Source organism: Colwellia psychrerythraea 34H, from assembly GCF_000012325.1.
In the GTDB taxonomy this organism is placed as follows: Bacteria; Pseudomonadota; Gammaproteobacteria; order Enterobacterales; family Alteromonadaceae; genus Colwellia; species Colwellia psychrerythraea_A.
Window position 1 is genome coordinate 964,630 of sequence record NC_003910.7, and the last position, 12,556, is coordinate 977,185.

12 protein-coding genes are annotated in these 12,556 nt (G+C 36.7%); 7 read left to right on the forward strand and 5 right to left on the reverse strand.

Going from position 1 to position 12,556, the window contains the following annotated elements; translation table 11 throughout:
* Positions 1 to 21: 21 nt before the first annotated feature.
* Positions 22 to 1,668 (forward strand): chaperonin GroEL, encoded by a 1,647-nt coding sequence (gene groL / locus CPS_RS04250; RefSeq protein ID WP_011041800.1) that lies wholly within the window; start codon positions 22 to 24, stop codon positions 1,666 to 1,668.
* Positions 1,669 to 2,116: 448 nt separating this feature from the next.
* Here groL and CPS_RS04255 read toward each other — a convergent pair whose 3' ends face one another.
* On the reverse strand, positions 2,117 to 3,175 hold the full coding sequence (locus tag CPS_RS04255) for an OmpA family protein (protein ID WP_011041801.1): 1,059 nt from the start codon (positions 3,173 to 3,175) through the stop codon (positions 2,117 to 2,119).
* A gap of 274 nt (positions 3,176 to 3,449) precedes the next feature.
* On the opposite strand from CPS_RS04255, the gene CPS_RS04260 reads away from it, so the two are divergent.
* From CPS_RS04260 to sigX, 3 genes are read left to right on the forward strand one after another with little or no spacing between them, the layout of a single operon-like run.
* Positions 3,450 to 3,740 carry a hypothetical protein gene (locus tag CPS_RS04260; RefSeq protein WP_041736662.1) on the forward strand — a complete coding sequence of 97 codons (291 nt, stop codon included), beginning with the start codon at positions 3,450 to 3,452 and terminating at the stop codon, positions 3,738 to 3,740.
* Positions 3,740 to 4,564, forward strand: coding sequence for a mechanosensitive ion channel family protein (locus tag CPS_RS04265; protein ID WP_011041804.1), 825 nt, complete (start codon positions 3,740 to 3,742; stop codon positions 4,562 to 4,564). Before CPS_RS04260 ends, CPS_RS04265 begins: the two co-directional genes overlap by 1 nt.
* A 17-nt stretch (positions 4,565 to 4,581) precedes the next feature.
* Positions 4,582 to 5,115: an RNA polymerase sigma factor SigX gene (gene sigX, locus CPS_RS04270; protein ID WP_011041805.1), complete on the forward strand. Its 534-nt coding sequence runs from the start codon at positions 4,582 to 4,584 to the stop codon at positions 5,113 to 5,115.
* Positions 5,116 to 5,238: 123 nt separating this feature from the next.
* Here sigX and CPS_RS04275 read toward each other — a convergent pair whose 3' ends face one another.
* Both CPS_RS04275 and CPS_RS04280 read right to left on the reverse strand, forming a co-directional pair.
* Positions 5,239 to 5,793 (reverse strand): hypothetical protein, encoded by a 555-nt coding sequence (locus CPS_RS04275; RefSeq protein WP_011041807.1) that lies wholly within the window; start codon positions 5,791 to 5,793, stop codon positions 5,239 to 5,241.
* A 78-nt stretch (positions 5,794 to 5,871) separates the two neighbouring features.
* Positions 5,872 to 7,608, reverse strand: a complete 1,737-nt coding sequence (locus CPS_RS04280) for a substrate-binding domain-containing protein (RefSeq protein WP_238383586.1) — start codon at positions 7,606 to 7,608, stop codon at positions 5,872 to 5,874.
* Between the two features lie 280 nt (positions 7,609 to 7,888).
* On the opposite strand from CPS_RS04280, the gene CPS_RS04285 reads away from it, so the two are divergent.
* The 3 genes from CPS_RS04285 to CPS_RS04295 all read left to right on the forward strand — a co-directional run bounded on the left by CPS_RS04285 (position 7,889) and on the right by CPS_RS04295 (position 10,968).
* Complete coding sequence (locus CPS_RS04285) at positions 7,889 to 8,455, forward strand: DUF4136 domain-containing protein (RefSeq protein ID WP_011041810.1); 567 nt, start codon at positions 7,889 to 7,891, stop codon at positions 8,453 to 8,455.
* A gap of 83 nt (positions 8,456 to 8,538) precedes the next feature.
* A complete protein-coding gene (locus CPS_RS04290; protein WP_011041811.1) occupies positions 8,539 to 9,042 on the forward strand; it encodes a DUF3016 domain-containing protein in 504 nt (167 codons plus the stop codon).
* A gap of 261 nt (positions 9,043 to 9,303) precedes the next feature.
* Complete coding sequence (locus CPS_RS04295) at positions 9,304 to 10,968, forward strand: mechanosensitive ion channel family protein (protein WP_011041812.1); 1,665 nt, start codon at positions 9,304 to 9,306, stop codon at positions 10,966 to 10,968.
* 56 nt (positions 10,969 to 11,024) lie between these two features.
* On the opposite strand, the gene CPS_RS04300 is transcribed toward CPS_RS04295, so the two are convergent.
* Complete coding sequence (locus tag CPS_RS04300; RefSeq protein WP_011041813.1) at positions 11,025 to 11,327, reverse strand: hypothetical protein; 303 nt, start codon at positions 11,325 to 11,327, stop codon at positions 11,025 to 11,027.
* A gap of 99 nt (positions 11,328 to 11,426) precedes the next feature.
* Entirely contained in the window at positions 11,427 to 12,467 is a 1,041-nt protein-coding gene (epmB, locus tag CPS_RS04305; protein WP_138140234.1) for an EF-P beta-lysylation protein EpmB, read from the reverse strand.
* Positions 12,468 to 12,556 lie beyond the last annotated feature (89 nt).

Genomic DNA, 12,556 nt, shown 5'->3' on the forward strand with positions numbered 1-12,556 from the left:
AAAATTACAGGAATAAATAACATGGCTGCAAAAGACGTATTATTTGGAAATGACGCACGAACTAAAATGTTACGTGGCGTAAATGTATTAGCTGACGCGGTAAAAGTAACATTGGGACCAAAAGGTCGTAACGTAGTTATTGATAAATCTTTTGGTGGTCCAACAATCACTAAAGATGGTGTTACCGTAGCTAAAGAAATCGAATTAGATGATAAATTCGAAAATATGGGCGCGCAAATGGTGAAAGAAGTTGCTTCTAAAGCCAATGATGAAGCCGGTGATGGAACAACTACTGCGACTGTTTTAGCACAAGCTATAGTTAACGAAGGTTTAAAATCTATCGCTGCGGGCATGAACCCAATGGATCTTAAACGTGGTATCGACAAAGCCGTTATTGCTGCTGTTGCGGCATTAAAAGATGCATCAACACCAGTTACTGATAATAAAGCAATTGAGCAAGTAGGTACTATCTCTGCAAACTCAGATGAAACCGTTGGTCAAATCATTGCGACAGCAATGGACAAAGTAGGCGCTGAAGGCGTAATTACTGTTGAAGAAGGTCAAGCATTAACTGACGAATTAGATGTTGTTGAAGGCATGCAATTTGATCGCGGTTACTTATCTCCATACTTTATCAACAAGCAAGAAAATGGCACGGTTGAACTTGAAAATCCATTCATCTTACTAGTAGATAAAAAAGTATCGAACATTCGTGAATTACTAACTACTCTTGAAGCCGTAGCTAAATCAGGTAAGCCATTACTAATTATTGCTGAAGATGTTGAAGGTGAAGCACTAGCAACATTAGTAGTAAATAACATGCGTGGCATCGTTAAAGTTGCTGCTGTTAAAGCACCAGGTTTTGGCGACCGTCGTAAAGCAATGTTACAAGACGTTGCGACACTAACGGCTGGTACCGTAATTTCTGAAGAAATTGGTATGGAATTAGAGAAAGCGACTTTAGAAGACTTAGGTCAAGCTAAACGTGTTGTTATTTCTAAAGACACAACAATCATTATTGACGGCATTGGTGAAGAAGCAGACATTAAAGCACGCGTTTCTCAAATTCGTGGTCAAATCGAAGACTCTTCTTCTGATTACGACAAAGAAAAATTACAAGAACGTCTAGCTAAACTAGCTGGCGGTGTTGCAGTAATTAAAATCGGTGCTGCAACCGAAATTGAAATGAAAGAGAAAAAAGCACGTGTTGAAGATGCATTGCATGCAACTCGCGCAGCCGTTGAAGAAGGTGTTGTTGCCGGTGGTGGTGTTGCATTAGTTCGCGCTGCTGAAGCAATTAAAGATCTTGAAGGCATTAACGAAGACCAAACACACGGCATTAACGTAGCTATTCGTGCGATGGAAGCGCCACTTCGTCAAATCGTAGCAAACTGCGGTGACGAAGCTTCAGTTGTACTTAATGAAGTACGTAACGGTGAAGGTAACTACGGTTACAATGCGGGTAACAGTACTTACGGCGATATGATTGCAATGGGTATCTTAGATCCAACTAAAGTAACGCGTTCAGCACTACAATTTGCTGCTTCTGTTGCAGGTTTAATGTTAACGACTGAAGCTATGATTACTGATGCACCTCAAGATTCAGCTCCTGCTATGCCAGATATGGGCGGCATGGGCGGTATGGGTGGCATGGGCGGCATGATGTAATTTATGCTTGTCTAAATCGTTAATTACTGCGTTGCTGTTTTGCTCACATAGAAAATACTATGCGTCGCTTACAGCGCCTTGTACTAAACAATTTACCACGTATAAAGCATTAAACTTGCTTGTAGCATCTAAAAAACTCACTTCGGTGAGTTTTTTGTTTTCTATGATTTAACTTATCGAACTTATCAATTTAAACTTTTTTACAGGGGAGGGTTGAGATATTGGTTGATGGCTTTTTTCTAACAACTGGAATAATTGAGGCTACTGTGCGTATCGGATAAGAGCAAGCTGTGTTATTTACTTTTACATTGTCGCTAATGAACTTACGTGTTAATAAAGTCATTTTTTTCATAGGATTCCTATATTTCAATGTAACTCACAAAGGGGTTAACATTACGTGAAATAAACGAGGAGAAATTCTTATTTCCCCTCGTTACCAATATGGATTTTAGCTTTTTATCATCATTTTTTTCACGGTAGCTTCAATTTTTGCAATAACTCTACGATTTAACTCATGATCGGCAGCTGTATTGCCCTTAGAAATTAGTTGTGTTTCACCAAAACCTTTGGCAGATAAACGGCTTTCCTCTATATCAAATTTATTAATTAATAGACTCTTAACCGCATCAGCACGTTTTTGTGAAAGTGCTAAGTTATATTTAGCGCTACCTGCAGCTGAACTATGCCCTTCAATAACAACACTTGTGTTTTTATATTCCTTCATAAAATCAGCTAAACGTTGAATATCATTCATTGTTTCTGCTTTTATCTGTGAACTATTGTTTTCGAACGCCACGTTCAAGTCAACGTCTACAGCTGTATCTAAAAAGAGTGGACAACCACTTGAATCAACTTTTACGTTTGCTGGCGTATTTTTACAGTTATCTTGCTTATCATTAATGCCATCATTATCAGTATCAGCAAGAATTACTGCTGCAACTACTGGTATTGCAGCAACTTCCTGAGATACCGCTTTCTTAACAACAGGAGATTTTTTCACGTCACCAAAAACGTATTTCACACCGATTTTAAAGCCTTGGTCTGTAAAACCATAGTCGACATCACGATAAACAACCGCTTCGCTGTATAAAGAGAAACAATCATTAATATCGACGTTATAACCAAGGCCTATATTAACCGCGTTGTAGCTTTTCACGTTATTAAAACGTTTTACCCCAGCGAAAGCGTAAATACCTGTATCTTCAATCTTATAAATAGCGTCAAGGCCAAACCGTGTACCATAATCAGTATCATTACCATTGTTAATGTCGTAACGAGTTTTTGCTAACTCTATACGAGCATTCCATTGTTCGTTAATGATTTTTTGTAAATCAATACCTAAGCCCTTGCCAGCTTCAATTTGTTGCCAGTCCATCTTATTTTCTTTACCTGTGTCTGACTTAATATAATCGCCAAACACGCCTACTTCCCATGTTTTATCAATGCCTTCTGCAGCTAATGGTGAACTAATTAATGCAGCTAACAGGGTAATGTTGAACGTTTTCATGGATAAATCCTTATTGAGTTTTATGTAATTTTATGTAATTTCTGACCCTATAACGGATCAGAAGTGTAAAAGTCACAAACTTTTAATATTTATTTTACAATTAACATTCAAAGCTAAAAAAAAGTAAGTTTATTAGCGTAGAATGCACTCGATTGAAATATGGCTAAAAGTTTATAACTAAAAATAAGAATGAAATTTTTACAAATTTAATGTGACTTTTTAACTACTCAGTCGTTAAAGGACTAAGCGATAAAAATTATTGCTCGAGGATAAAATGAAAGACTTAGAAAAGAACATAGCAGCAGAACTTAAAAATGATCCTGAATTAACCTTTAGTACTTCAGACGACGACTTATTTAAACGTGCAACAACAACGGCCAATAATCAGCGAGGTACGAAAGACCTGTTGGCACTGGGTATGGCTTCACTTTGGGTTGTTTTTATTAGTATATTTATGAAAATTCTAAAGCCAATATTTAAGCAAATGGCAGCTAAGCCACAAAAAATAAGCACAAATGCGGTCACAAATACTGCCACCAATATAATCAACAATAAGGGCAAATAATGGATACTGAAAACATCACAGAAAAAGCTTACTCTGGCTTTATGGCTATCTGGCATAAAATGATAACTTTTTTGCCTGACTTAATTGTCGCTACAATATTTTTGCTGGTTGGTTGGTTAGTTGCATCAATGGTGAAAAGGTTTTTAAATAAATTTTTAATTAAAATTGGCTTTAATACTTTTTTAGATAAACTTGGTTTAGACATTCTATTTAAAAAAATGGAAGTGAGCGTTACCGGTAGCCAAGTGGTTGCGAGTATTGTTTCAACATTTTTCCTATTAATATTCTTATTAGCGGCATTAGATATTGTCGGCTTAACGGTGCTATCAGGGTTAATTGATACCTTAGTACTGTTCTTACCTAAATTACTTGCTTCACTCGCTGTACTTTTGTCTGGCTTCTTTGTTGCTCAAATTGTTTTCAATGGCGTAAAAATAGCGGCAAAAAATACCGGTATTGATTATGGCCGCTCTGTTGCTGAAGTCTGTCGCGGTATTATTATCGTTATCACTGTTTCATTATCAATAACGCAACTTGATATTGATGTGTCTCTGCTGAATAACATTATGACTGTAATTATTGCGAGTGTCGGCTTAGCCGCAGCGATTTCATTAGGCATCGGTACCAAGTCAATGGCACAAGAAATTGTTGCAGGTGTTTATTTACGAGAAATGTATCAGGTCGGTGATAACATCGAAGTAAAAGATATCAAAGGCACTTTAGCCTCCATTGGTAGCGTGGCGAGTAAAGTAATGGGTGAAGGTGAGTCGATGACTACCGTGCCTAATACTTTTTTATTAGCCAACAAAGTTACCAAGCAATAACGCGATTTATTTAACGTTTGACTACGCTTAATGAACGGCAACTTGTCACTTTAGTACAAGTAAACCTGCCTTATGATACGCGTCTTTTTCAGCAGTTAATTACACCATACCTTCCTATTTTGAAGGGGTATTGTGCAAAATTACTCAATAATCAATCTGATGCTGAAGATGTTGTACAGGAAACCATTATCAAGATACTCACTCACTTGAAGGATTTTAAGTGGGCGGTGTCTTTTAAGGCGTGGCTATTCAAAATTGCTCATAATGAATGTATTAACAAAATAAGAGACCGTCGTTGGGATACCTTAGAACAAAATGATGAATATTTAGAAAATATAATTGCTCCTGAACATAATCATCAAGATTTAGCTACAGCGTTGTCCGCGTTAATGGTCAATTTGTCATTTGTTGATCGAAATATTATGCTACTCCGTTATCGTACAGAGTTAGAATTTCAGGAGATAGCAGACATTTGTAACTTAAAACTATCCGCGGTGAAAATGCGCCATAAAAGGGTGATAGAGTTCTTAAAAGGGCAGTTGAAGGAGTAGACAATTGGGTTTAGTTCTTTTTGTGTTGGTCCTTTTTTTAACGAGGGCGTTAGCCTTATTTGCTGATAACCTTAGTTATGGACTTAGTTATGGACTTAGTTATGGACTTAGTTAAGGATCCAGTTAAGCATTTAGTTGAGCTGCGTTTGTAGAGGTAAGAAGCTTATTAAGTTTTGCTTTTACTGACTCTTTTTTATCACAGGGTTTGTGTAACGCTTGAGCTAATCGTTGTTTAATTTCAGTTAAGTGAATGGGGGAAACTTTACTTCTTTCAATAATGGATTTTTTTTCACGTTTATTTAGCTTTATATCAGCAATGGGCAAAATAGCAGAGCTTTGGTCAGCAATAAACTCTAAGCAATTGCTAAAGTTATCTCTCACGATAATAGCCTCTGTTAAACAAAACTCATTAATTGCTTTGATAAGGTAATCTTTTTTCAGTAATACTTGCTCACAGCTTAAACTTTGAATATCTTTATAATTAAAGTCATCGGTGCTCTTATCTTCTCTGGGCAGTAGAGCGCCATGAATTCTACGGTTTTCTAATAACTGAGTAACACTTTGGTTAAGTAGTTTGATCGTCAACTTAAAATTAACACTCACCACTTCAAGCTCTTGTGTAGAATAATTGCTGAGTAATATTAATAATTTTGCTTGGCTAGATAATAAATTAAACATGATTATTCTTCTTGAATAAAGTTGATGTGCTCATATTAATCTTTATATATTGCAAAACTATTAAAATGGACAGATTTTTTAGAGTAACCAGACTTCTACGCGGCGATTACGTTTTCGACCATCTTCGGTATTATTATTTGCTATAGGTAATGCTTCCCCCATAGCCTCAACGGCCAGTACCGGTATTCCGCGTGAGGTAAGAGCAAGTTCAACCGACTTTGCTCGTTGATAAGATAAGTGGGTATTTTTTACTTGTGCTCCAACGCTATCAGAAAAACCCATTAATACAATTCTACTGCTTTGGTGATCTTCCATAAAATCAACGAGACGTAATAAATCGCGCTTTCCCTTGTTATCAAGTTCCTTAGTCGCATAAGCAAACCTAAAATTAAGTGAAAGGCGTTTAGCCTTACTAGCGTATTGCTGATACTTTTTTGGCGCTCTAGATAAAGGGTAAACCTGCTCTAATTTTATATTCTGTGAAATGAGGCCAGCGTTAGCAACAACTTGCTGACCTTCGGTTGACAGAGCATATTGAGCGAAGTCTTTTACTAGGTTAGAGGCTGATGTAGGAGTATAAAAATATAAACGTCTTGAAAGAGCATAATCTTCTGTACCTATGGTAAACCGAGTAGGGAAAATGGCGCCAGTATCTTTAGACTCTGAAATAGCAATCGCTTTATTATGTAATACATAGTTTAAGCCAATAAAGCCAATTGCAGCTTCGTTCTGTGAAACTAATGTAGATAACTCCGAACTCGATTCAAATCGTATAGCTTGTTGAGATAACTTTTTGCTATGCTTTTTCAATACAAGGCTTTTAAAAGTATCCCAAGTACCTGAGTGTTGGTCTCGAGCATACAGTTTAATCGGTAATATAGCTCCACCAATTTGTGACCAATTACTTATTTCACCCGAAAATATTTTAGCGAGTGTTTCACTTGAAAGTCGCTTAACTGGATTATTCTGATTAACAATAACGGCTAAGCCATCTAAACCGATAATATGCTCGTTACCGATTTTATTTAAGTGACCTGCAGTTTTGGTTAATTGTTTAACTTCACTGTCTTTTATTCTACGTGAAGACATACCAATGTCTGCAGTTTTATCTTTTAGTGCGGAAAATGCGGTGCTAGAACCGTGTGCTTTTAATTCAATAGCATAAGGTTTTCCGTCAACATGGTAGTGTAAAACTCGCTCCAGCGGAGTGCTACGAGTCCAAGCGAACTCCTTTATATGCAGGTGTTGCAAAAAACCTTCCAACAATAAGGGCGCCAATTTCTCCCCTATCGTATTTGAACCATGTAATCGAAAAACTGTCTCACTATCAGACTTAGATTGTGAGGAAGTCATAGCTATTGATGATTTAGCAGCTTGTGGTGTACTGCTAACCGTTAATATCATCGATTCGTTGCTTTGGCTAGACTCACTAGTTACCTTAGTTATTTGCGCCTTTGAGGTTAGAGGTGAATTATTTGATTCAAATGAATTCGAGTACCAAAAAATACTAGCTGAGAATATAAAGAAGACTAAGGTTAGAAGTAGAATTAAAGGACGTTTTTTCGACGGAATAATTTCTGTTTTTTCAGTGTCTTTTTCTATCGATATCAACCATGAAGTGAGCTGGTTGATATCTTGGTGTGCGAGTTGAGTTAACTCACTGATCACCAACTGACGATAATCTACTTCTTGAAGCATTTTTTCTATTGATATTTCAATATCAAACTCGCTTTGTGCAAGACGGGCTAATTGGACTAGCTTAGCCATAAGTGGTTGGTTATCTGCTTGCCACGAGCCGGAAAAAGTAGACATCATTGAGGCTATCTCTAAGGTGAAAATATTGTTAGTAAGCTTAATCAGTGAAGGTTACATTTTAATGACTATTGTTGTCTTTATTGGTGGAGTTAGATTAAATAAGTCAGTTGCTTATACATAAAAACAATTCTATTTAGAATGATTTTAGCAAGGTTTTTTGAGATCAAATTAATTCATTTATATTACATTCTGTCGCAGAATTTAATTGGATGTATTTATATACTTAATTACATAATTAAGTCAGTATTGAAGTGTTAATACATATTTCTAGGATTGAAAAATGAAGAAAAATATTAGTTTAGCTGTGGCTCTGTTTACTAGTTTAATTGTTAGTGCTTGTGTGACTGTTCCTCAAGAGAAACAAGTGAATAAAAATCAATTGGCGATATCTAGTGTTCGCGATATTCCAATTTCTTATTCACCAGGTAGTCTATTTTCTTTAGCGCCTAAATATGTAAAAGAAACCTCATTAAAACCTGAGCAAACTCAAGCTGCATATGAGCTTTATGCGAACGCTATTATTGCTGATCTAAAGAGTCATGGTTTCAAAAATACCGATGATGCCAGTAACTCAGTTTTTCATGTTGGTTTTGGTATTGCTTTAGCCAGTGATTTATCAGATAAAACCATTAATGATAAGTTTGGCATTACACCAGGTTTACCGAGCAATGATGAATTGAGAAAAGGCAGCTTTTTGATTTACATTGAAGATGTTCTTACTGGGAAAAAAGTATGGCGCGGTGCTGTACAAGGCTTTGCTCATGAAGATAAGAGTGAAATAGAAAGAGAACAACGTACAGCAATAATTGTTAGTCGCGTAATGAAACAGTTTTACGCTACAAATTAGCACATGTTAGTATCAAATTGATACTGCTCTAGCAGGTGTATTCTGTTTTACTTAAGTTGAAAAATTAATTTGAGGAACAACATATGAAACAATCTATTTTAATGGTTACACTATTAACCGCTAGTTTTTTATTAGCACCTAATGCTTTTGCGGCAACGAGTGAAGTGACTTGGACTGATTATAAAAGTTACCGTGATATCAATGAAGGTAATGACGGACGAAAGCAGTTTAGAGAACGAACTTTTAAAGATCTTGAGAAGCACTTTGCTAAACTTGCAGCGACATTGCCTGCAGGAAAAATCTTGAAAATTGATGTTACTGATGTAGATTTAGCCGGTGATACACACCATGGTGGTATTAACCGCACCCGTATCGTCAAAGAAGTATATTCACCTCGGATGAATTTTTCTTATCAAGTTTTAGATGCTGATGGTGCAGTGGTTCAGTCAGATGATGTTGTGGTAAAAGATATGAGTTTCATGTCGGGCAGCAACTTAAAATATCGCAACAAGTCTTTAGGTTATGAGAAAAAAATGCTTGATGATTGGTTTGAAAAAACCTTTAAAGAAATGATTGTCAGCAAGTAATATTTCATAAAAAATCGCTATAAAAAGTCACTTTAGTGGCTTTTTTTATTGCTGGAAATTCTATTCTACCTAAGTCATAGCAAACGTATAAAGCTTATTATAGAATGCAGCAGCTATTATCCTGAATAACCATTCCCTTCATTTAATGCCTTGCCTTTATGCCTTTTAATTTCGCTAAGTAATCAATAAATTGGTTCGATTGGTATAATTAAGTTATTATCTTTGCTAAGTTATTTTACGTTATCGCAAGGATAAGGCGCAATGAAGCTGCCCCAAAACTCTACTTTTTTTATCCGTTCTTCTTTTATTTTTACCCTTTTATTATCTCTACTTCTTAATAGTCAAAGTGCATTGAGTGCTTCACCTCCTAATAATGGTGAAGAGGTATCCATTAAAAAAATGCTCGACAGTAAAGATAAATCACAGCAAGAGCTAGAAAAATCGGATTATTCTGAAGATTATAATGTTCCCAAAGATGATTTTGAACGAGGACAACCTCGTAGCGCTATCGGGGGATATTTACGTGCCTTACGCTCAGGTGATTTAACATTAGCGACTAATTATTTAGATTATCGTAACCTTTCTGACAAAACACTCAGTGTTGGCAAGGAAGAATTGGCAAGACAATTAGGCGTAGTATTAAATCGTACTCTTTGGGTTGACCTTAATAGTATTAGCTCCCGAAAAGAAGGAAGGAAAAATGATAATTTACCTTCTTATAGAGAGTTGGTTGGGCAGGTCGATTATCAAGGTAACAATATCGATGTATTATTACAGCGAGTTCCTCGCGCGCAAGATAAAGTTAAAATATGGAAAATATCAAATGCTACAGTAGAGAAAATTCCGCGTTTATTTAAACGATATTCATATTCCCCTTTGGGGGAGCTCTTAGCTAAAAAATTACCTGCGGTAGACTTGTTTGGTGTCATGCTTTGGCAATGGCTATATTTCATTTTGATGCTTGTGCTGTATTATTTTATTGCAAAAATACTAACCTGGGTGGTCGCTTTTGCTATCAAGCGCGTTTACAAAAAAGTCTCAAATGAAGTTTTAAGATTTATTAAAGAGCCTTTTGCATTATTGATAGCCGTTATTTTTGCACGAAATTTTCATGATGAAGCCAATGTTACTATTGCGCTTAGGGCAGTGACTGAGGGAAGTACGCTACTGATCATCGCTTGGTGTTGGGTGACCTTCCGTTTTATTGATTTAATGAAAGTACTATTGGCAGAGAAATTCATCGCTCAAGATAAACCCTTAGCCGTGTACTTACTGAGACCAGCAGGCACAGTAATAAAGATCATGATCTTTAGTATTGCTGCGCTGAATTGGTTAGAAAACCTTGGTTTTAATGCTTCTACTTTATTAGCGGGTCTAGGAATTGGTGGTTTAGCCATCGCTTTAGCCGCGCAAAAAACGGTAGAAAATATCATTGGCGCTATTACTTTATATACTTCGGCTCCTATTAGGATTGGTAATTTCTGTCGATTTGGTAATAGTTTAGGTGTAGTAGAGGAAATTGGTTTACGCGCTACGCGTATTCGTACGATAGATAGAAGTGTTATTTATGTCGCAAATGCGAAATTTATTGATATGAATATAGAGAATTACTCAGAACGTGAAAAAATGGCCTTTAAACCTAAGATTTTCTTAGCACCGGATACGCCAAAGGAAAATATTGATGCGCTACTTGTAGCCATTAGGGGCATGCTCAGCTCTACCGACAGCCTTGCCGCATCGCCATTACGTAGCCATTTCAAAGCGTATACTATCTATGGATTAGAATTAGATGTTTTTGCTTATGTTAACACGACCGATTTCGATGTCTTTTTAGATGAAATCAACCAACTCAATCTGAATATTTTGGCTTTACTCAATGAACATGATTGTAAAGTACAAGTGATCTCAGAAAGAGTTGTCGAATAACTTAGCGGCTGGTTCGAGCCGCTAAGTAAGTTGAGCAATGCGATTATACCAATGAATTAATTATAACTTTGCTCAAAATTAGCTAATACAGTGAATAGCTGTTCTATCTTTTTAACTAGCGCAATTAGCTGAGCTTGATCTTTACTTTCTTGCCACTTCAATAGGTCATCGGCAACTTCTTCAACGTATGGCTGAAATGTATCTGCTGAACTTGAAAAGGGTGAGTCAGCAGTAAAAACAGCTTTAAAGCTGGCTTTTTCCTTGGAACGTAAATCAGCTAAGGTCGCGTCAGCCGTTAATGATTTCTTTAAGATCACTGAAATATTTTCAATAAGTTGTTGTTCGATAGCTTTAGTCATAACATTTCTTACTTTGAGGTGAGGACTTTATACCTGCCCAGTTAAGTTAATCTCGCTGAGTGGAGGTTAACTCAATAGATTGGGTATTCTTTTGGGCAATTATGCCAGATTGATCGGCGTTTTGTTAGCTTGTCCGGCAATTTCTCGCACCAATTTAGGCATTAAAAATCCCGGTAAGCTTGCGAGCATAGTTTTAACAATCGCTACTGCATCTGCTTCCGCAATATCGAAGTGAGCTGCGCCTTGTACTGCATCGAAAAGATGTAAGTAGTAGGGTTGAATACCAGCATCAAATAATGCCTCACTTAAGTTAATTAATACTTGTGCGTCGTCATTTATTCCACGTAAAAGCACACTTTGGTTAAATAGTGGTATACGTGCTTCACGAAGCGGCTCAAGCGCCTCTATTAACTCTTGGTTAATTTCATTGGGGTGGTTGATATGCAATACCATAGTGGCTTTTAAACGTGAGCACTTCAAAAGTGTCACCAGCTTGGCTGTAATCCTATTGGGTATTACTACAGGTAAACGGCTATGAATACGTAAACGCGATACATGGGGGATTTGCTCTATCTGTTCAATTAGCCATGCTAAATGGTCGTCATTGGCCATTAAAGGATCGCCACCACTGAAAATAACCTCACTTATTTCATTATGAGCAGCAATATAGTCAAGGGCGCTTTGCCAGCGCTTTTTATTAGGGCTGTTATCTTGATAGGGAAAGTGACGGCGAAAGCAATAACGACAATTAATAGCACAGGCTGTTTTAACTATCATTAATACCCGACTTTTGTATTTATGTAATAAACCTTCAGCAACGGTATCATGTTCGTTTAAGGGATCCGCAGTGTAACCATCTGAGAGTAAAAACTCGCTAGATAGCGGCATCACTTGTTTAAGTAGCGGATCGTCAAAGTCACCTTTTTTCATGCGTTTGATAAATGAAAGGGGCACACGCACGGGAAATAATTTACGCGCTTTAAAATGCTGTAAATAGTCATCAGGAGCAATATTCAGCAGTGTTAACAGTTTTTCTGGCTCAGTCACTACATCACGTAAGTCTTTTTGCCATGATTTTTCATCACAAAGATGCAAATCATGATCAATTTGGGTTATTATCTGCGGCAATTCTAATTTCAATTGAACATCTCTTGCTAGCTACTTCGACCATTATAACGGTTATAGGTTAGCGAAGATCAAATAAATAACTCAGTAATTAATAAAGAGCA

Bases quoted from the DNA above. Each gene is read 5' to 3' on its own strand.
- groL (WP_011041800.1), top strand. From the start codon at position 22: ATGGCTGCAAAAGACGTATTATTTGGAAATGACGCACGAACTAAAATG.
- CPS_RS04255 (WP_011041801.1), bottom strand. From the start codon at position 3,175: ATGAAAACGTTCAACATTACCCTGTTAGCTGCATTAATTAGTTCACCA.
- CPS_RS04260 (WP_041736662.1), top strand. From the start codon at position 3,450: ATGAAAGACTTAGAAAAGAACATAGCAGCAGAACTTAAAAATGATCCT.
- CPS_RS04265 (WP_011041804.1), top strand. From the start codon at position 3,740: ATGGATACTGAAAACATCACAGAAAAAGCTTACTCTGGCTTTATGGCT.
- CPS_RS04275 (WP_011041807.1), bottom strand. From the start codon at position 5,793: ATGTTTAATTTATTATCTAGCCAAGCAAAATTATTAATATTACTCAGC.
- CPS_RS04280 (WP_238383586.1), bottom strand. From the start codon at position 7,608: ATGATGTCTACTTTTTCCGGCTCGTGGCAAGCAGATAACCAACCACTT.
- CPS_RS04285 (WP_011041810.1), top strand. From the start codon at position 7,889: ATGAAGAAAAATATTAGTTTAGCTGTGGCTCTGTTTACTAGTTTAATT.
- CPS_RS04290 (WP_011041811.1), top strand. From the start codon at position 8,539: ATGAAACAATCTATTTTAATGGTTACACTATTAACCGCTAGTTTTTTA.
- CPS_RS04295 (WP_011041812.1), top strand. From the start codon at position 9,304: ATGAAGCTGCCCCAAAACTCTACTTTTTTTATCCGTTCTTCTTTTATT.
- CPS_RS04300 (WP_011041813.1), bottom strand. From the start codon at position 11,327: ATGACTAAAGCTATCGAACAACAACTTATTGAAAATATTTCAGTGATC.